The sequence below is a fragment of the Rhodococcus sp. JCM 9793 genome, from assembly GCF_055380405.1.
Genome location: NZ_AP043721.1, coordinates 1,272,384 through 1,292,168, shown reverse-complemented (window position 1 = coordinate 1,292,168; position 19,785 = coordinate 1,272,384). Strand labels below are relative to the sequence as shown.

Annotated in this window: 18 protein-coding genes; 9 read left to right on the top strand and 9 right to left on the bottom strand. The window is 64.4% G+C overall.

Features of this window, described 5'->3' with window-relative positions; translation table 11 throughout:
* Both ACZ46K_RS08265 and ACZ46K_RS08260 read right to left on the bottom strand, forming a co-directional pair.
* On the bottom strand, positions 1-1,206 hold the full coding sequence (locus ACZ46K_RS08265) for a CaiB/BaiF CoA transferase family protein (RefSeq protein ID WP_054809548.1): 1,206 nt from the start codon (positions 1,204-1,206) through the stop codon (positions 1-3).
* On the bottom strand, positions 1,203-2,702 hold the full coding sequence (locus tag ACZ46K_RS08260; protein ID WP_054809549.1) for an aldehyde dehydrogenase family protein: 1,500 nt from the start codon (positions 2,700-2,702) through the stop codon (positions 1,203-1,205). Before ACZ46K_RS08260 ends, ACZ46K_RS08265 begins: the two co-directional genes overlap by 4 nt.
* A gap of 218 nt (positions 2,703-2,920) precedes the next feature.
* On the opposite strand from ACZ46K_RS08260, the gene ACZ46K_RS08255 reads away from it, so the two are divergent.
* The 9 genes from ACZ46K_RS08255 to ACZ46K_RS08215 all read left to right on the top strand — a co-directional run bounded on the left by ACZ46K_RS08255 (position 2,921) and on the right by ACZ46K_RS08215 (position 11,386).
* A complete protein-coding gene (locus ACZ46K_RS08255) occupies positions 2,921-3,730 on the top strand; it encodes a TauD/TfdA dioxygenase family protein (RefSeq protein ID WP_464747587.1) in 810 nt (269 codons plus the stop codon).
* On the top strand, positions 3,727-4,431 hold the full coding sequence (locus ACZ46K_RS08250) for a 3-oxoacyl-ACP reductase FabG (protein WP_054804756.1): 705 nt from the start codon (positions 3,727-3,729) through the stop codon (positions 4,429-4,431). Before ACZ46K_RS08255 ends, ACZ46K_RS08250 begins: the two co-directional genes overlap by 4 nt.
* Before the next feature lie 111 nt (positions 4,432-4,542).
* Positions 4,543-5,403 carry a mycofactocin-coupled SDR family oxidoreductase gene (locus ACZ46K_RS08245; protein WP_054804741.1) on the top strand — a complete coding sequence of 287 codons (861 nt, stop codon included), beginning with the start codon at positions 4,543-4,545 and terminating at the stop codon, positions 5,401-5,403.
* Positions 5,404-5,488: 85 nt separating this feature from the next.
* On the top strand, positions 5,489-5,680 hold the full coding sequence (locus ACZ46K_RS08240; protein ID WP_054804742.1) for a ferredoxin: 192 nt from the start codon (positions 5,489-5,491) through the stop codon (positions 5,678-5,680).
* A gap of 17 nt (positions 5,681-5,697) precedes the next feature.
* A complete protein-coding gene (locus ACZ46K_RS08235; protein WP_464747585.1) occupies positions 5,698-7,062 on the top strand; it encodes a cytochrome P450 in 1,365 nt (454 codons plus the stop codon).
* A gap of 130 nt (positions 7,063-7,192) precedes the next feature.
* Complete coding sequence (locus ACZ46K_RS08230; protein ID WP_464749267.1) at positions 7,193-8,854, top strand: thiolase C-terminal domain-containing protein; 1,662 nt, start codon at positions 7,193-7,195, stop codon at positions 8,852-8,854.
* A complete protein-coding gene (locus ACZ46K_RS08225; protein WP_054804743.1) occupies positions 8,851-9,780 on the top strand; it encodes an alpha/beta fold hydrolase in 930 nt (309 codons plus the stop codon). Before ACZ46K_RS08230 ends, ACZ46K_RS08225 begins: the two co-directional genes overlap by 4 nt.
* Positions 9,780-10,595: an NAD(P)-dependent oxidoreductase gene (locus ACZ46K_RS08220; RefSeq protein WP_464749266.1), complete on the top strand. Its 816-nt coding sequence runs from the start codon at positions 9,780-9,782 to the stop codon at positions 10,593-10,595. The genes ACZ46K_RS08225 and ACZ46K_RS08220 overlap by 1 nt, the downstream gene beginning before the upstream one ends.
* Positions 10,592-11,386, top strand: coding sequence for an NAD(P)-dependent oxidoreductase (locus ACZ46K_RS08215; protein ID WP_054809837.1), 795 nt, complete (start codon positions 10,592-10,594; stop codon positions 11,384-11,386). The genes ACZ46K_RS08220 and ACZ46K_RS08215 overlap by 4 nt, the downstream gene beginning before the upstream one ends.
* 10 nt (positions 11,387-11,396) lie before the next feature.
* On the opposite strand, the gene ACZ46K_RS08210 is transcribed toward ACZ46K_RS08215, so the two are convergent.
* From ACZ46K_RS08210 to ACZ46K_RS08180, 7 genes are all read right to left on the bottom strand, one after another.
* A complete protein-coding gene (locus ACZ46K_RS08210) occupies positions 11,397-12,935 on the bottom strand; it encodes an acyl-CoA synthetase (protein ID WP_464749265.1) in 1,539 nt (512 codons plus the stop codon).
* A gap of 207 nt (positions 12,936-13,142) precedes the next feature.
* Positions 13,143-14,096 (bottom strand): NAD(P)-dependent oxidoreductase, encoded by a 954-nt coding sequence (locus ACZ46K_RS08205; RefSeq protein ID WP_464747583.1) that lies wholly within the window; start codon positions 14,094-14,096, stop codon positions 13,143-13,145.
* On the bottom strand, positions 14,093-14,539 hold the full coding sequence (locus tag ACZ46K_RS08200; RefSeq protein WP_054809833.1) for a carboxymuconolactone decarboxylase family protein: 447 nt from the start codon (positions 14,537-14,539) through the stop codon (positions 14,093-14,095). The genes ACZ46K_RS08205 and ACZ46K_RS08200 overlap by 4 nt, the downstream gene beginning before the upstream one ends.
* Positions 14,540-14,582: 43 nt before the next feature.
* On the bottom strand, positions 14,583-16,001 hold the full coding sequence (locus tag ACZ46K_RS08195; protein WP_054804746.1) for an aldehyde dehydrogenase family protein: 1,419 nt from the start codon (positions 15,999-16,001) through the stop codon (positions 14,583-14,585).
* A 37-nt stretch (positions 16,002-16,038) separates the two neighbouring features.
* A complete protein-coding gene (locus tag ACZ46K_RS08190) occupies positions 16,039-16,950 on the bottom strand; it encodes an aldo/keto reductase (RefSeq protein WP_464747581.1) in 912 nt (303 codons plus the stop codon).
* A gap of 94 nt (positions 16,951-17,044) precedes the next feature.
* Entirely contained in the window at positions 17,045-18,454 is a 1,410-nt protein-coding gene (locus ACZ46K_RS08185) for an acyl-CoA reductase (protein ID WP_464747579.1), read from the bottom strand.
* A gap of 6 nt (positions 18,455-18,460) precedes the next feature.
* Positions 18,461-19,759, bottom strand: coding sequence for a hypothetical protein (locus ACZ46K_RS08180; RefSeq protein ID WP_464747577.1), 1,299 nt, complete (start codon positions 19,757-19,759; stop codon positions 18,461-18,463).
* Positions 19,760-19,785: the final 26 nt, after the last annotated feature.

The window sequence follows — 19,785 nt, the reverse complement described above, 5'->3', positions numbered from 1 at the left end:
CTAGGTGACTGCACCGGCAGTCTTGAGGGCAATGATCCGCTCCCAATCGAGGCCGAGCTCGAGGAGAACTTCCTCTGTCTGAGCGGCGAATTCGGGTGCCGCTCCGATGCTCGGAGCCGTGACGTCGAACTGCACCGGGTTGCTCACCAGCTCGAGTTCACCGGCCTTGATGATGTACTCGTTCGCCCGGACCTGCGGGTCGCTCGCCACTTGCAGGGAGTCCTGCACGGGCGCCCACGGACCGGAGAGACTTCCGAAACGCTCGGTCCACTCGGGGAGCGTGCGGGCGCGGATCGCCTCACGAATGAGTTCCACGGCTTCTGCAGTGTGTGCGGCTATCTGCTCCGCCCCGACGAAACGCGGATCGTCGATGAGTTCCGGGCGCTCGATGAGCGTGCACACCTCGGCCCAGTACTTCGCCGGCTGCAGCATGACGAACGACAGGAAGCGTCCGTCCGCGGTCTCGTACAACCCGGACAGCGGGTTGGTGAGTGCACCATGCCCACCGGGTACCGGCGCCACCATGTGATCCTGCATGTGCACCGACAACGCGATCCCGTGGCCCATGGCCCACACGCCGCTACTGAGCAACGACACGTCGACGATCGACGGCTCGCCGGTACGTTCACGCTTGAACAGTGCCGCCGAGATGCCACCCGCGAGGTTCGTGCCGGAGATGGTGTCGCCGAACGCCGGCCCCGGAGGAGTGATCATGCCTTCGGTCCCCGGCGGTGTGAGGGTGGCAGCGATTCCCGCCCGGGCCCAGAAAGCGGTCATGTCGTAGCCGCCCTTGTCGGACTCCTCGCCACGTGGACCGAGCGCACTTCCGCGCGCATAGATCACCTTCGGGTTCACAGCCCGGATATCATCGACGTCGATACCGAATTTCGCCCGGGCCTGCGGGAGGAAGCTCGTCAGGAAGACATCGCAGTTGCGAGCGAGGTCGTGGAGGAGTTCCCGGCCCTCGGTCGTACTCATATCGAGGCCGATGCTGCGCTTCCCGCGGTTCGCGTGTTCGACGTTGGGATTCGGGTCGCCTTCGACACGCATAGGACCAATCTGACGGAGGCCACGCTGCGGATCACCGGTGACGGCGTGCTCGACCTTGATGACGTCGGCGCCCCACTCTGCAAGTACTGCACCCGCAGAGGGAACGAACCCGTACATCGCGACCTCGAGGACGCGAACCCCTTCCAGCGGCCTCACGACTTGACCGCCAGCGCGTACGACTTGGTCTCGAGGAACTCCTCCAGTCCTTCCTGGCCCATTTCGCGGCCGATGCCCGACTGCTTGTAGCCGCCGAAGGGCATATCGGGGCTGAAGTAGTTGCCGCCGTTGATACCGAAGCTGCCGGTGCGGATGCGACGAGCGATTGCGATTCCGCGATCGTCGTCGGCGGTGAGAATGCCGCCCGACAGACCGTACTTCGAGTCGTTGGCGATCCGGACGGCGTCCTCTTCGTCGTCGAACGGGATCACGGCGAGGACCGGGCCGAACGCCTCTTCCTGAGCGATCTCGCTCGACGGGTCGACGTTCGCGACGAGGGTCGGCTCGTAGAAGTAACCGGGCGAGACGGCCTTACCACCGGCCGCGAGCGTGGCGCCTGCGGCAATCGCGCGCTGCACGAGTCCGTCGACCTTGTCGCGCTGTTTCGCGCTGATGAGCGGGCCCATGTACATCTTGGGGTTCGTCGGATCACCGAACGGCACGTTGGCCATCATCGTTGCGATCGCCTGGACGATCTCGTCGTGCTTGTCGCGCGGCACGAGCAGACGCGAGGTCAGCGCGCAACCCTGTCCGGCGTGCGAACAGATGCTGAAAGCAGCGAACTGGGCGACGGTCGCCAGGTCTGCATCCTCGAGCACGATCAGAGCGGACTTGCCACCGAGCTCGGTGAACACCTTCTTCATCGTCGCTGCAGCCGCGGCCATGATCTGCGCACCGACCGGCGTGGATCCGGTGAACGTCACGACGTCGACGTCCGGGTGCGTGGTCAGGACCTCGCCGACGGGGATTCCCGACGACGACAGGATGTTGACGACACCCGCAGGGATGTCGGTGTACTTCTGGATGAGCTCACCGATGGCATTGGTGATGATCGGTGTGTCGGGAGCGCCCTTGAGGACCACGGTGCACCCGGCAGCGAGGGACGGTGCCAGCTTGGCAAGCCCCAGCTGCACCGGGTAGTTGTACGCGGTGATCGCGGAGACGACGCCTGCCGCTTCCTTTCCGACCCAGCGACGGTGCTTCTGACCGCGGATCTCGATCTCGCCCTTGTCGTCCTCGAACGAGTACCCGCGCAGGAGATCGGCGTAGTACTTGATGATCCCGATGGGCGCTTCGAGCTGATTGGCGTGGGTGGAGATGAAGGTCGCGCCGACCTCCGCGATCAGAATCTCGCGGAGCTCTTCCTTGTGGTCCTGGAACGCCTGATGCAGCTGATCCATGCACTTGATGCGGAATTCGACGTCGGTCGACCACGTGGTCGTGTCGAACGCACGACGCGCAGCGGCAACAGCGGCTTCGGCTTCGTCGACGCCGGCGTCCGGAGCATGTCCGTAGAGCTCACCGGTCGCAGGGTTGTAGGACGGGAAGGTCTTGTCGAGCGTGACCAGTTCACCGTCGATGAGCAGGGGCTTCGTCACGCCCGTCGATGATTCGCCGTCGACTACTGCGGTCGACCCGTTGTCCTGCGGTGACATTCCGTCTCCTCACACTGGTGGAAATAATATTCTCGCATCTGAGAATCAGAGATCTGCTGGACGCGACTGTACCAAGTCAACCGGCTCACGCCTACCCCAGAACGTGATTCACGCCACCGATACTAAGTGGGAAGACACCGGCGAGACCCGGACAAATCCGGTCTTGCAACCCCCAATCGAACGAGAGTATGGTTCTCGCATCTGGAAGGGAGATTCTTGTGATTGAGACAACAGCACTCAGTCCGTCGCTCGGGGTAGAAGTCACCGGCCTCGACAGCCTCGACGACGACTCGGTGGTGGCGCGACTGCTCGAGGCGCTCAAATGGCGAGGGGTGTTGCTCATCCGCGGCCTGAACCTCGACGACGAGGGCCAGCTGGCCTTCAGCCGTCGTCTGGGGAAGTTGGTACAGCCGGCGCCGGGGCAGGAAATCTTCACTGTCTCACTCGATCCCGCAAAGACGCCTACGGCCGAATATCTCAAGGGCACTTTCTGCTGGCACATCGACGACACCACCAACGACGTCCCGGCCAAGGCGACCACACTGTCTGCGCGCCACGTCGCGATGGTCGGCGGCGGGACCGAATTCGCCAATACCTACGCCGCATACGAGAACCTTCCCGCGCATGAGAAGAAGCGCTACGAAGGTCTGCGGGTCGTCCACAGCTTCGAGGCCGCGCAGCGCCTTGTGTACCCCGACCCCACCGACGAGCAGGTCGCCGGATGGCGCCGGCTTCCCGAGCACGAGTCCTCGCTCGTGTGGGATCGCCGCGACGGCCGCCGGTCGCTCGTGATCGGAGCAACAGCCGATCGAATCGTGGGCATGAGCCCCGAAGAGAGCCGCGAACTCCTCGACGAACTCCTCACGTGGACCACACAGGAGCGCTTCGTCTACTCGCACGAGTGGTCGGTCGGAGACCTCGTCGTCTGGGACAACACGGGCATGCTGCACCGTGCTCTCCCGTACGATCCGTCCTCCGAGCGCCTCATGCGTCGCACCACGATCGTGGGTGACGAAGCATGGGCGTGAAAACAGCAGTCGTCACCGGCGGAAGCTCGGGAATCGGCAAGGCCATCGCGGAGCGTCTGCGCAAGGATGGCTACCAGGTCGCTGTCTTCGATCTGAACCCGTCCGGTGCAGAGCTCGAATACAAGGTCGACGTCTCCGATCCCGAACAGATCGCGGCAGCGTTCGCGCAGGTGCGCGAAGAGCTGGGGCCCGTGACGATCCTCGTCAACGGTGCAGGCCTCGAGTTGTACAAGCGATTCAAGAACATCGACTACGCCACCTGGCAGAAGGTCATCGGCGTCAATCTCGGCGGCGTGTTCCACTGCGTCCAGGCCGCGCTCCCCGACATGATCGAAGCAGGCTGGGGACGCATCGTGAACATCTCCTCATCGAGCGCGCAGTCGGGACAGCAGTTCATGTCCGCGTACGTCTCGGCCAAAGCCGCCGTCAACGGGCTCACGAAGTCGCTCGCGCTCGAATACGGACCCGAGGGAATCACCGTCAACGCGGTCCCCCCCGGATTCGTCGACACCCCCATGCTCCGCCGCTCCGAGAGCAAAGGTCTACTCGGCGGCACCATCGAAGACCACATCCAGCGCACACCGGTCCGTCGGGCCGGCCGTCCCGAAGACATCGCCGCTGCGTGTGCCTTCCTGATCTCGGAGGAAGCCGGCTACATCACCGGACAGATCCTCGGCGTCAACGGTGGCCGAAACACATAGCAGTACGTAGTCAGCAGTGCGTAATCGCAATACGTAAATCGCAGTACGTGAACACTGCCGGCCCATCATCGGGCCTGTGAAAACCACACACTCGATCGAAAGGGACGAACAGTGGGACGCGTAGAAGGCAAGGTCGCATTCATCACCGGCGCGGCGCGAGGTCAGGGCCGCAGCCACGCGGTCAAACTCGCATCCGAGGGCGCCGACATCATCGCGGTCGATCTGTGCCACAACGTCGACAGCATCACCTATGCGATGGCTACCCCTGAAGACCTCGAGGAGACCGCCCGCCTCGTCGAGAAGGAAGGTCGCCGCATCGTCACTGTGCAGGCGGACGTCCGCATCGCCGAACAGATGCGTGCGGCAGCCAAGCAGGGCATCGACGAACTCGGCAAGATCGACATCGTCGTTGCGCAGGCGGGCGTGGCAGGCATGCGCGGAGAACCGCAGGTGGCGGCGTGGTCCGACACGGTCGACATCAACCTGGTCGGCACCATCAACGCCGTGCAGGCCGCCCTGCCGTATCTCAACGAGGGCGCCTCGATCATCGCGACCGGCTCGACCGCCGCACTCATGGATGTATCGAAGAAGGATCAGCCCGGCAAGGACCTCGGTGGCGCGGCCTACGTGTTCTCCAAGCGCGCTCTGACGCACTTCATCCACGATCTGGCAACCCACCTCGCCCCGCGTGGTATTCGCGCGAACGTGCTGCACCCCACCAACTGCAACACGGACATGCTGCAGAGCGAAACGATGTACAAGTCGTTCCGTCCTGATCTCGAGCACCCCACCCGCGCGGACGCAGAGCCCGTGTTCAGCGTCCAGCAGGCGATGAAGATTCCGTACATCGAGGTCGAGGACAGCAGCAACATGGTGCTCTTCCTCGCATCCGAGGAGTCCCGCTATGTCACCGGCATGCAGATGCGCGTCGACGGTGGCGGCTACCTCAAGTGGTACGACCACCACCTGTGATCACCGGCCCCGGCCGTCGCGCCGGAAGCCGACTCCCTGAAATGTACAGCCCATCACCGATACCCATTCGAACGGGAGGAACGCAATGAAGGTGCGAGTCGACCCCGATCGCTGCCAGGGACACACGTTGTGCGCCATGGCAGCACCGGATGTCTTCGAACTGAGCGAGATCGACGGCCACGCCACGGCCATCGATACCGAGATCCCCGAACACCTCGAGGAGAACGTCCACGAGGCCGTGCGCTCATGTCCTGAGCAAGCGATCACCATTCTCTGATTCCCGAGAGGACAGTCATGAGTGTCGACCCAGTTGCCGACGCAGCCCGCAAGACTCCCAAATTCGACTTCGACCGGCACGCAGCGGATTACCGGGATCGTTTCCTCGACGTGACCGAGGAAATGCAGTCGAAGTGCCCGATGGCGTGGTCCGACACCCACGGTGGCCACTGGGTCGCTGCGGGTAGCAGCCAAGTCTTCGACCTTGCCCGCTCGACTGACGTATCCACCGACCACGACCTCCACAACAAGCGCAAGGGATACAAGGGAATCGCGATTCCGTCCATGGAACGCGCATCCGGTGTCCGCGGTGGCATCCTCGAAATGGACGACCCCGAGCACCACGAGTTCCGTGGTCTGCTCAACCCCTATCTCTCCCCCGCAGCCGTCGAGCGGTGGATCCCCTTCGTGGACGAAGTCGTCCGGGCGGCCATCGACGAGAAGATCGAAAGCGGAAAGATCGATTTCGTCGACGATCTCGCCAACATCGTGCCGGCGGTGCTGACCCTGGCCATGATGGGAATTCCCATCGAGAAGTGGGTCATCTACAACGAGCCCGTGCACGCCGCGGTCTACACCCCGCCGGACTCCCCGGATATCCCGCGTATCAACGAAATGCATCGCGCAATGGGGCTCGATCTCCTCACGAGTTTGTTCGAGATCCGGGAGAATCCTCGCCCGGGCTTGATCAATGCGATTGCCAACGTCGAGGTTCTCGGTGAGAAACCCGACGACATGGAGCTGCTGGGAATTCTCAGTCTCCTGATCGGCGGCGGTTTCGATACGACGACCGCGCTCACCGCCCATTCACTCGAATGGCTGGGCCTCAATCCCGACGAGCGGACTCGTCTGAGCGAGGAGCGCGACACCCTCCTCAACCCCGCCACCGAAGAGTTCCTGCGCTACTTCACTCCGGCGCCGGGCGACGGCCGCACTTTCTCGGCCGACTACGAACTCGACGGCACCGAATTCAGGGAAGGCGACCGGCTCTGGTTGTCGTGGGCCATGGCCAACCGCGACCCCGAACTGTTCGACGATCCGAACAACATCGATCTCGAGCGACGAGGCAACCGTCACTTCAGCTTCGGACTGGGAATCCACCGGTGTGTCGGTTCCAACATGGCGCGCATGGTGTTCAAGCGGATGGTGCTCGCGGTTCTCGATCGGATGCCCGACTACAACGTCGACCTCGAGGGAACGGTGCATTACGACACCATCGGCGTGATCCAGGGCATGCGACATCTGCCCGCGACGTTCACCCCTGGGCCGCGTCTCGGCGACAACCTCGACGACACGCTGAAGAAGCTCCAGAAGGTCTGCGACGAGCAGCGTCTCGCGGATCCGATCACGCGGAAGAAGGACTCGGCGAACATCGGTAACTGAGCCGACAGCAACCGATCTCACCCCGGGGGCGCCGCTGCCTCGACGCGCAGCGGTGCCCCCGGCACAGACAGTAAGGAACCCGACGCACGTGGCCGAGACAGCGGTGGTCGATCAGACCGGAGACACATCCGTGGCGAAAGCCTCGGGACGTCCCCTACCCCAACTCACCTCTCAGAACCGATTCTTCTGGACGGCCGGTGCCGACGGTGTGCTGCGAATTCAGGAATGTGAGTCGTGCTCGGCCCTCATTCATCCGCCACAGCCGGTCTGCCGGTACTGCAGAGATCACAGGATGGGGGTCCGTGAGGTATCGGGTTTCGCGACCCTCGCAGGGTTCACGATCAACCACCGCTTTGCCGTGCCAGGCATGCCTGCCCCGTATGTCGTCGCGCAGGTTGCGATCGAGGAAGATCCTCGGGTCCGGCTGACTACCAACATCATCGACTGCGACCCCGACACGCTCCAACTCGGCATGCGCATGGAAGTCGTGTTCCAGCAGGATGCAGACGTGTGGCTTCCGCTCTTCCGACCCGCGCGGGAACAGGGCGAATTCTCCCCTCTCCCTCAGGACGAGATCGAGCCGGACCAGTTCCGGTTCCATGTGCGCCCCCCGGCCACGCAGGACAAGTTCGAGGACAAAGTCGCGCTCACCGGCATCGGTATGTCCGAGATCGGTCGGCGGCTGATGCGGTCACCCATCGACCTGACGATCGAGGCTTGCGAACGAGCGGTCGCCGATGCAGGTCTGACGATGGACGACATCGACGGCATCGCCAGCTATCCCGGTGGCGGAAACGTCGGCGGGTTCGGTGAGGGTGGCATCACGCCGGTCGAGGCTGCGCTGGGCCTGCGGCCGACGTGGCACAACGGCGGCATCGAGACGTTCGGCCCGGGTGGATCGGTGATCGCCGCGATGATCGCGGTCGCCAGCGGCGCTGCACGGCACGTGCTGTGCTACCGGACCGTGTGGGAAGCCACCTACGGTGAGCTGATGAAACGCGGGGAGATCGCTCCCCCGGCCGGCGGGCGCACCCCGAACTGGTTCATGCCGTTCGGTGCCACGTCCGCCGCCCACACCCTCGCGCAGAACGCACAGCGACATTTCCATCGCTACGGAACCGACCGTGAGACGCTCGGTTGGATCGCCCTCAACCAGCGTGCCAACGCGGCGCTGAACCCGACCGCGATCTACCGCGATCCCATGACGATGGACGACTACATGTCGGCCCGTCCGATCACCACCCCGTTCGGTCTCTACGACTGCGATGTCCCGTGCGACGGTTCGATCGCCGTCATCGTCTCGGCCGTCGACGCGGCACGTGACCTCCCGAAGACGCCGGTGCTCGTCGAGGCTGCCGGCACCCAGATCATCGAACGAATGGACTGGGATCAGAGCACGCTCACCCACGAGCCGCATTCGCTCGGGCCGTCTGCGCACATGTGGTCTCGCACTTCGATGAAGCCCGAGGATGTCGACGTGGCCGAACTCTACGACGGCTTCAGCTTCAACTGCCTGTCGTGGCTCGAGGGTCTCGGATTCTGCGGTATCGGCGAAGCGAAGGATTTCCTCGCCGGTGGCAAGAACATCGCACGCGATGGAATCCTGCCCCTCAACACACACGGTGGTCAGCTGTCGCACGGTCGTACTCACGGCATGGGCCTGATCCACGAGGCCGTCACACAGTTGCGCGGAGAAGCCGGTGCGCGGCAGGTCCCCGGCGCACGTGTCGCGGTGGCCGCGACCGGCGGGCTCTCACCGGGCGGCGCGATGCTTCTGCGAGCCGACTCATGACCTTCACTTCCCCACAATCCTCAGCGATCGAGGAGGCCGGTGTCGGCGACGCGTGGAGTTCCTCACCCGTCTCCCGCGTCGTCGATATCGAGGGCATCCCGATCTCGGGACTCCTCCTCGAGGCCCCCGAGCCGCGCGCAGTGATCGTGGCACTGCACGGAGGTGCCGCGTTCTCCGCATATTGGGACTGCCCCGGCCACCCTGACCTGTCGATGATGCGCGCCGCTGCCCAGAGCGGATACACGGTGCTGGCTCTCGACCGTCCCGGTTACGGCGCCTCGAGGCCGTTCGCCGAGGAACTCCGCGATTCGCAGCGTCGGGCCGACCTCACCTACGCGGCAGTCGATGCCGTCCTCGGCTCGGGTTCCTGCAGGACCGGCCTGTTCCTGTGGGGCCACTCGGTCGGCAGCGAACTGGCAGTTCGGATGGCCACCGACGACCACGGCCACGATCTGCTCGGCCTCGCGATTTCCGGCACCGGTCGCGAGCACCACGCGCTCGCGGTCGGAATCCTCGGCACGCGTGAGCGATACGCTCAAGCAAAAGGTGTGGGCGAACTGATCTGGACTCCCGCGGAGGACCTCTATCCACCCGACGTCATGGGCGGCGCAGCAATCGGCTCTCGCACACCGGATTACGAAGCCGATGTCACTGCGATCTGGCCCACTGAGACGTTCCCACCGCTCGCAGCGCGAGTGCGTGTCCCCGTCCACTACACCGCCGCCGAGTACGAGCGAGTATGGCGCAGCGACCCGGAGGCACTCGACGATGTGGCCTCGATGTTCACCGCATCCCCTCGCGTCGCCACCGCCCGGATTCCCGGAGGCGGCCACAATCTCAGCATCTGCAACGCCGCACCGGAGTACCACCGGACGGTCATGAACTTCATCGACGACTGCCTCGCACGCGAGGGTAAGGACACATGATGCGCGTCGGATTCATCGGTCTCGGTAGCCAAGGCGGCCCCATGGCGCGCCGCATCGTCGAAGCCGGCTACGAAGTGACACTGTGGGCGCGCCGGAAGGAGTCGTTGGAGCCGTACGCCGACACCGCCGCGAAGTACGCAGATACACCCGCGCAGCTCGCGAAGGCCAGCGACCTCGTGTGCCTGTGCGTGGTGAGCGACGACGACGTCCGCGCAGTGATCACCGGCGAGAACGGCATCCTCGAAGGACTGCGCGACGGCGGCATCATCGCGATCCACAGCACCATCCATCCCGACACCTGCAAGGAACTCGCCGAGGTAGCCCGCGAAAAGGGTGTGTCGATCATCGATGCACCGGTCAGCGGCGGCGGCATGGGCGCGGCGGCGGGAACGCTGCTCGTCATGCTCGGCGGGGACGACCACACCGTCGAAGCGGCCCGGCCGGTGTTCGAGACGTACGGCAACCCCGTCGTCCACCTCGGCGACCTGGGCGCCGGGCAGGTCGCGAAGCTGCTCAACAACCTGCTCTTCACCGCCAACCTGTCGACTGCGGCGAGCACCCTCGAACTCGGTGAGTCGCTCGGCGTCGACCCCGCCAAGCTCGGTGAGGTCGTCTCGCACGGCACGGCGAACAGCTTTGCGCTGGGCCGTGTCGTCTCTGCCGGCGGCCTCGAGCGGATCGCAGGTCACGCCGGTGAGCTACTGCGCAAGGACGTCACGCTCGTCGCGAGCCTTGCCGCCGGCGTGGGAGCCTCGGCCGGGATTTCTCTGACCACGGCAGACGCCACCCTCGACATGATGGGATATCAGCGATGAGCCGCATCGGATTCATCGGGGCAGGCCGCATGGGTATGCCCATGGTCGAGCGTCTGCTCGGTGCAGGTCACGATGTTCGGGTGCTCGGACGATCCGACGAGTCGCGCGCCGCGATCGAAGCAGCGGGAGCGAAGGCGGTCGCTGACCTCTCGGAAATCGGTGTCGATGCCGATCTCGTGACAGTGTGCGTCTTCACCGACGCGCAGGTCCGTGAGGTGTGCCTCGAACGCGGGCTCCTGCAGTCGATGCCGCGAGGGTCGTGCCTCGTGATTCACACGACCATCAGCCCGAAGACGATCGACGATCTTGTCGCCGTGGCCGAGCCGCTGGGAATCGCTGTCGTCGACGCTGCAGTGAGCGGCGGCCCGCACAACATTGCGGCGGGCGATCTCGCGCTCTTCGTCGGCGGGGCCGAAGACGCGGTCGGACGCATCGGCCCGATACTGAAGAGCTACGGCAATCCACTGATCCATGTCGGCCCGAGCGGAAACGGACTTCGCGTCAAGCTCGTGAACAACGCGCTGTTCGCCGCGCAGATCGGGCTTCTGGCGGAGGCCGAAGAGCTCGGAAGGCAACTCGGTGTCGCACCGGAGACGCTGTTCGAAGCTCTCCCGTACGGCAGTGCGTCGTGCAAGATCATGGGCAACGTCGCGATGCGCGGGTCCGTCGAGGCGTTCCGCACATCCGTGGGTGAGTTCATCTCGAAGGATGTCTCGGTGGTGCGCAACACGGTTGCCGAACTCGGCGCCGACCTCGGTGTGCTGGACACCGCGATCAACGCGCGAACCTGACCGACACGGTTCAGATGACCCGGGTGTCGTGACCGGCCCAGTACTGGTCGCGCACTCGGCGCTTGTACAGCTTCCCGTTGGGGTCGCGGGGAAGTTCGTCGACGAAATCGATGCTGCGAGGGCACTTGTAGGACGCGAGTTCGGCCCGGCAGAAGGAGATCAGTTCGGCCGCCAGGTGCGCACCCGCCTCCGACGGATCCAGTAGCTGGATAACGGCTTTGACGGATTCGCCCATCTCGTCGTCGGGCACTCCGATCACCGCGGCGTCCGCTACCGCGGGGTGCGTGACGAGCAGGTTCTCGGTCTCCTGCGGGTAGATGTTCACACCGCCGGAAATGATCATGAATGCGACTCGGTCGGTGAGGTAGAGGTATCCGTCCTCATCGCGGTATCCCATGTCGCCGAGGGTCCGCCACCCCTTGTCGTTCGTGACGGACGCGGTCTTCTCCGGATCGTTGTGGTATTCGAACGGGCGACCTCCAGCGAAGTAGATCGACCCGATCTCACCGTCGGGAAGCTCTTCGCCGTCCTCACCGACGATGTGGCATTCCTGCATGGGCCGCCCGACGGATCCGGGATGCTCCAGCCACTCCGCAGCGGTAATGATCGAGGTTCCGACATCTTCTGTTCCCGAATAGTATTCGTCGATGATCGGGCCCCACCATTCGAGCATCTGCCGCTTTACCGGTATCGGGCACGGCGCCGAGGCGTGGACGACCGAGCGCAGGCTCGACATGTCGTACCGGGAGCGCTCGGACTCGGAAAGTTTGAGCATGCGGACGAACATCGTCGGAACGAACTGGGCGTGGGTGACCCGATGTCTCTCGATGAGCTCGAGGCACCGCTGAGGATCGAAGCTCTCCATCACCACGACGGTGCCGCCGAGCCGGTGCCACGACATCGAGAAGACCAGCGGCGACGAATGATACAGCGGTGCCGGGGACAGATAGACCACGTCCGATTGTGGACCACTCATGACCAGCCCCTTGGCGATCTGCACGGGGGCCGATGACGGGTCGCCGAACGCGGTTCGGGGCAGCGGCTTGCGCACACCCTTCGGGAATCCGGTGGTACCGCCCGAGTAGAGCATCTCGCGCCCCTCGGATTCGTCGATCGGCTCGAAGGTCTCGCGGTCGAGAACTTCGTCGTAGCATTCGAAACCCGGCATGTCGCCGGAGGCGCACACCCGGACGGGGATATTGCCGAGGTCGAGTTGTTCGACAGTCTCGCGCACCGTGTCGCTGGTGATCAGCGCGGTGGCGCCGCAGTCGTCGAGTACGTGCTGAACCTCGCCGGTCTTGAAATGTCGATTGATCGCGGTGTAGTACAGGCCGGAGCGCTGAGCGGCCCAGCAGATTTCGAGGAAGGGCCGGTTGTTCTCCATGAGGATGGCAATGTGATCCCCCGGCATGATCCCGCGGGCCCCGAGCGCACGGGCGAACCGCACCGAGCGTTCCTCGAGCTGTGCGTAGGTCACAGTCTCGCCGCTCGTGCCCATCACGATCGCCGGCACCTCCGGACGCGCGTGGGCGTGTGCGGACGGTGTCAATCGGATATCGGTGCCCGTCACAGATTCTCGCTCTCACGTCAGCCACTGACGGCGTCGTCGGGATCGGATGACCTCAACCTAGAACGCCATTCCTGATTCCAGAAGCATAGTTCTCGCAGGTTCCTCATGGAAGGCCTGCAGGAGATCACAGAAAATGGTGGCCACCGACCGGAAAAGCCTCGCTCCCTGGGGAGCGAGGCTGTTTTCTCAGTGGTCGGCCGGATCTCCCAGCGACACGTGGTGGAGTTCCTCCAAGTACCGCACCACATCCGTCTGGTCTGCGGCCGGATCGAGTTCGTCGACCGCCGCGTTCCACAACCTGCCCACTGCCTCCCCGAGGAGCGGTGAAATCTCCTGATCGTGCGCGAGGTCGAGTGCAATTCCGATGTCCTTGCGCATCAGGCGCGCGGCGAACCCGGAGTCGAACGAGCGGGACAACACGAACTTCTCGAACTTCGTCTCGGTCGCCTGATTTCGTCCGCTGCTCGCGTTGAGCACGCCGAGCAACGTGGCGGGATCGATCCCGAACTTGCGGCCGACGAGAAGCGCTTCCGCCGCGATGAGTACGTTGTTCGCGGCCATCAGGTTGTTGAGGGCCTTCGCCGCGTGACCGGATCCGACCGGACCGACGTGGATGACGTCGGTGCCCGTCGCCTTCAGCAGGGGGACCACCGAATCGACTGCGGCCGCGTCTCCGCCGACCATCACGGCGAGCGCGGCTTGCCGGGCCCGCGCGACACCGCCACTGACCGGGGCGTCGACGACTGCGATCCCCTTCTCTGCCGCAGCTGCGGCGAGTGCCTGTGTGCGCGCGGGGATGCTCGACCCCATGTCGATGATCGTGCTACCGGGCCGAAGGTGCTTCAGCAGACCGTCGTCCGAGAGGACGACGCTGTCGACGATGTCGCTCGTCGGGAGCACCAGGACCACAATGTCGCAGTCCGCGAAGTCGGCCGGACCCGCTGCGCCCCGGATACCGGTGTGGCCGGCGAGGAACCGTTCCTGGGAGGTCGTATCGGCGTCGAACACCACCGTGGATTGCCCGCTGGCCACGAAATTCTGTGCGATGGGCCGCCCCATCGCGCCGAGCCCGATGTGACCGACAGTCTTTCCGGGCAACGGCACGATCTTGATCGTTGCAGTCTCCGGGCCGGCGGTCATGCGTTGTCCTCGGCGGTGAGCGGGCCGAGTTCGGTCACGAGCACTTCCTGGACCACTCGCATAGCCGAAATACCTGCGGGGCAGCCCACATAGGCGGTCGCGTGGACGACCGTCTCGGTGATCTCCTTGCGGGTGAGACCGTTGCCGAGACCCGCGCGAATGTGTGTCGCCAGTTCCTGGTGCTGGCCCAGCGCAATGAGAATGCTGATCGTCGCGAGTGAGCGGTCGCGGCGTTCGAGTCCGTCGCGCGTCCACACACCGCCCCAGACGAATTCGCTGACATACTCCTGCAGCGACTCTCCGTCCGAGCCTGCGTTGCGTTCGAGAGCTGCATCGACGTATGCGTCGCCGAGCACTTCCCTGCGGACCGTGAGTCCGGCGTCGAAGAGTGCACGGTGCGCATCATCGACGGACGCTCCGCTCACCGCTGAGTCCTGGGTCATCAAAAGTTCCTTCCGAAAATGGACAGCAGCACCGTGTGCGTGGTCAGAGCTTGATGGTGACGCATTTGACCTGCCCGTAGTGGTGCAGGGCCTCGACGCCCTTCTCGCGCCCGTAGCCACTGTTCTTCCACCCACCGAACGGGGTCTGCACCGATGCCGTCGACCACGTGTTGACGAAAACCTGGCCGGTGCGCAAGCGGTCGCTCACAGCAAGCGCCCGGGACACATCCCTGGTCCACACACCGGCGATCAAACCGTACTCCGAGTCGTCGGCGATCGCGACCGCGTCGTCGTCGCTGTCGAACGGGATCACTACGACGACGGGACCGAAGATCTCTTCTCGCGCAATGCGCATCGAGTTGTCCACCCCGGTGTACACGGTGGGATCGATGTAGAAGCCGCCGGTCTCCTCGGCGAGTGACGAGACACTGCCCCCGGTCTCGACGCGGACGCCTTCCGATTCGGCAACCTTGAAATACTCCTGGACGCGTCCGAACTGTTCGCGCGTGATGATCGGACCCATGTCGCGTCCCACCCGGATGAGAGCGACACCGTCGACCAGTCGGCGTACGACTTCGTCGTGGATCTCGCGTTGCACGAGCAGACGGGTACCGGCGGAACACACCTGACCCGCGTTTCCAGTGAAGGCCGCCAGCGCACCGGCAACGGCGGCATCGAGATCAGCATCGGCGAAGATGATGTTCGCCGATTTGCCGCCGAGTTCGAGGGTCACCGGAATGACCCGTTCCGCCGCGATACCCGCGACAGCGCGACCTGTCGGCACCGATCCGGTGAACGCGACCTTCGCGACCGTCGGATGCTGTGCGAGCGCAGCCCCCGCGTCGCGTCCGTTCCCGAGCACGATATTGACCACACCGTCGGGAATTCCGACCTCCGTAGCGAGTTCCGCGAGCCGCACGCTGGTCGCCGAGGTGTTCTCGGATGGCTTCAAGACCACCGTGTTGCCGGCGGCGAGCGCGGGTGCACAGGCCCGCGACGCCTGGTTGAGCGGCACATTCCACGGTGTGATGACACCGATGACACCGTACGGCTCGCGCTTGGTGAACACATGCTGATCGGGTGCCACGTCGAGGGTTTCCCCCGCCGGCATCCCGACAAGCCCACCGTAGAACTCGAAATACACGGCGGAGTTCTCGATTTCGCCCAGCGCAACGGCGAGTGGCTTGCCTGTCTCACTCACTTCGAGTTCGGCCAGTTCGGACTTGTTCGCACGAATCGCCCGGCCGAGGTCGGTGATCAGACGCCCACGCGCCAGAGCCGGGATCTTCAACCACTCCGATGTCGCCCTCGACGCAGCAGCGACGGCGGAATCGATGTCGTTGCTGTCGCCGTCCGCGATCTGTCGCACGGTGCGACCGGTCGCGGGATCGGTCACCGGGAGGTAGCCACCGCCGTGGGGTGCTGCGGCAGCTCCGTCGATCCAGTGTTCGAGGGTCTCCATCGTGTATGCCTTCCTCAGTCGCGAGCTACCGACGGGCTCAGGCCCGAAGAGCGTCCGGTGTGAACATCGCCCGACGCTCGTGCAGGAATTCGTGCGGATAGCCGAGGCGGATCTTCGATGCCTCGTCGAGCCGCGCCAGGTGCGAGTCGTCGAGTTCTACGTCCAGTGCCGCCAGATTGTCGTTGATCTGATCGACAGTGCGTGCACCGATCGACAGCATAAGCCCTTGGCTGCGTACCCATGCGAGCGCGACCCTCGCGGGTGAGACGCCGATCTCGCCCGCGACCTCCCGCGTGACTGTGAGGATGCGCTGCACGAACTCGGGTAGCTTCGCGAAAGCCTCCTCGGACATAGGACGGGCGAGGGTGCCTCGCCCGAGCGGACTCCATGCGGAGACCTCGATACCCAGTGCCCGCGCCATCGGGAGGAGATCACGCTCGGCAGTGCGTGCCGTGAGCGCATACTCCACCTGCATCGTGCAGAACGAGCTCCATCCGCGCAGCTCCGCGATGGCGCCGGACTGCGATACGACCCATGCCGGTGTGTTCGACACCCCGATCGCGAGCACCTTACCCGACCTCACCAGGTCGTCGAGGGCTCGCAGGGTCTCGTCCACCGGCGTGCACTGATCCCACGCGTGGACCCACAGCAGATCGATGTAGTCGGTGCCGAGCCGACGAAGGCTCGTCTCGACACTGCGGCGCAGGCTCTTACGATGGTTTCCGCCCGTGTTGGGGTCGGCGGAGTCGGTGGGGAAGGTGTACTTCGTACTCACGACGACCGAGTCGCGCTCCGGTGCCACGAGCCGCCCGAGGATTTCCTCGCTCGAACCGTTCGTGTAGTTGTTCGCGGTGTCGACGTAGTTGCCGCCGGCTTCCCTGTACGTCTCATAGATCTTCCGGCTCGTCGATTCGTCGGTGCCGAAACCCCATTCGGTCCCGAAGGTCATCGTGCCGAGGCACAATTCGCTGACCCTGATTCCGGAACGTCCGAGCACCCTCATCGGAATAGCACTGCGTGTCGCTTCAGGCCGTGTTGCAGATTCAGGCATCGTCGTCGACCACCCAGTTCACCATGCGGTGCAGCGGGTACATGCCGTCGTGCGGGCCACCCATGCTGCCGCGCAGTGCGCCGCCGAGCTTGACGATCCGCTGGACACCCGCGGTCGCGAGGTGATCACGGATCTCGGCCTTGCGGTGGTTCGGGTAGACGCCGACCGTCTGAGTTGCCACCGTCGCATAGGACGCGGCATCGCGCAGGTTCGCGATCGGAATGACGTTGACGGTCTTGAAATTGGGGTGGAAGTCGACCATCTCGGGAGAGCGGACCACGAGTCCGGAACCGTCGAACGTGCCCCACACGCGGTAGTCCGGCTCCAGGTAACGCATTCCTTCGACCGCTTCGCGGATTTCGGAGTCGGGCTTCGGACCCACTGCGGACGCGAAATCGCGGTCCACTCCCAGCCGCTCGTGCAACAGCGCGCAGAAGCGATCGACCTGCTCGACGTCTCCCTCGACGCAGATGTGTCGCGCTGCGAGACAGGCGTCCTGGTTGAAGATCGTCGCGTCGGCGGCCGCGAGTTCAGCGACCTCCCGTAGCGTCTCTTCCGACTCGAATGCCTCGCGACCCACGATCGCCATCGAGACCTTCGGGTCGAACGAGATCAGATCGAATCCCGGCCCCGCGTACTTCGCCGCGTTCTCGATCGCGGGACCGCCACCCCACGCCACAAGCTTGTCGAAGTACTGCGAGCGGTAGAGCACGCCTTCGACCGACTCGTCGCCGCCACGCCAGTAGACCGCGGAGATCGACTTCAGGACGGGGTGGTCGGGTGCGATGTCGGCCATCGTCCGGAGCACGGCGACGGTGGTGAACGGGTCTGCCGACGGCATCTTGAACACGTTGACGGCCTTGAGCAGTGCCGCGTCGGCGATCGACGTCATGGCGGCGCTCGGCGAGTTCCCGGCGAGCATGTGGACGAGTCGCGGCGGGAAGGCGCGGATCTTGCTGACGCTGCCGTTGGGATCGGTGTTCTCGACCCATCCGTCGAGTACGTCGATGCTTCCGAAGGTGCGTTCGAGCCGGTATTCGAGGGCTTTTTTCGTCAGGAACTGCCCCGGTCGGCGGAAGGTGTTCTCGATGATCCGGCGAGGCAATGCGCTGACCTGCAGCGTCATCTCCAGCGATTCCTGAAGGTAGGGGTTCTTCTCCAGGGAGAGTTGCCCGGCGGTCTCGACGAGGAAGTCGATGATCTCCGAGATGGGCACATCGAAGGCCGGTCCGGGCTCCGTGCGCGGAACGAACAGTTCGTTGTATTCGATCTTGGGAGTCACGAACGGGACTCCGAAATCGCGCGAGAGGTACTCGTTGTCCTCGCCCCAGACCAGCTTTCCGCGAACGAAATGCGGAACCTGGATCTTGGTGCGTGCTGGCGCAGGTGCAGTTGCGGTCATGGTGCTCTACTCCCCTACGATTCCGCGGACATAGGCGTCCATGGTTCCGGCACAGGTGATCTTGTCGTCGTCGCCGAGGTCGGAGTACCGCACGATGTTCGGCATGACGGTCTCACCGTCGCGCCCACACGGGCAGCGACCCTGATCGACGGTGATCTTGTCGCCCGAGATCGTGCCGCCCCAGCGACCGTCGACGGTGGTGTCGACGAATGCGGCCCGGCCTTCGACGATGTTGTCCGAAGCCTCGGCGAGTGCGTCGCCGTCCTTGTTCAGAACAAGGAGGACGACCTCCTTCGGCACGTGATAACGCCCCTCTTCCGGGCACTTGAACAGGCGGTTGTTGAGTTCCTGCATGGAGTAGTAGTGCAGGAAGCGCTCCGGAGCGATGTTGAGCATCCGGTAGATCTGTTCCTGGTAATCGTCGGGCAGGTTCGTACCCTTGAGTCCGCCGCCGCTGGTCAGTCCGTTGAGGCCGGTGATGTCGCCGTCCTTGATACCCCGCTCACGGAGGACCTCGACGAGGCGGTACAGCTGCGGGAACTGCGAGCTGAACAGGATGTTCTCGTCACGGTGCGCGAGGACCTGGTCGGCGTAGTGGTTCAGCTTCTGTTCCTGGAGCGCGGCGCGTTCGGCGGCTTCCGCCTCGAAGGACGCGATGTCGTCGGGAGCCGCAGTGCCGTCGGCCATCGCGCGACGCATCGCCGACAACCGGGACAGGTAGCGATGGAACCCTTCCGGTGCGGGGCCGTCGAACAGCGGGAGCGCATCCGACTTTGAGAACGAGTTGATGATCAGATCGCGCACGGCTGCGTGCTGAGTCTGTCCGGTGTCCGGCCCGACCGGGATGACGTGCCATGCCGTTTCGGGCGGCATTCCCAATGAGTCGAAGCATGCGAGCAGGTTCTGCTTGTTGACCTCGAAGTCGCGGTAGGACTTGTTGAGGAACGAACCTTTTCCACTGGTTCCGCTCGAACTCGACACCATGTGGCCGGCCTTCTCCAGCGCGGCGATCCAGCCGTCCACGTCGGTGACACCGGATACGTCGACGTCGTCGACCCGGCGGGTGGACAGCGAGCCGAGCCACCGGTTCATCTGCTCCCACTTGCCCTTCGCGATAAGCGATTCCGGGTAGCTCTTGTAGGTCGTGTGGGGGAAGAGCAGGGGAACGATGTCCTCGCGGGAACGAATTTCGGTGATGCCCTGATCATCCGCACGCTGAGTCAGGACGGGGACCTGTCCCCGTCGCTCCTGGAAGTACGAATTCAGCGTCCCGATGACGTCTTTCTGCATCGTCGTTTCTGTCACTGTGCCCTCCGGCCGTTGAGTTTCGG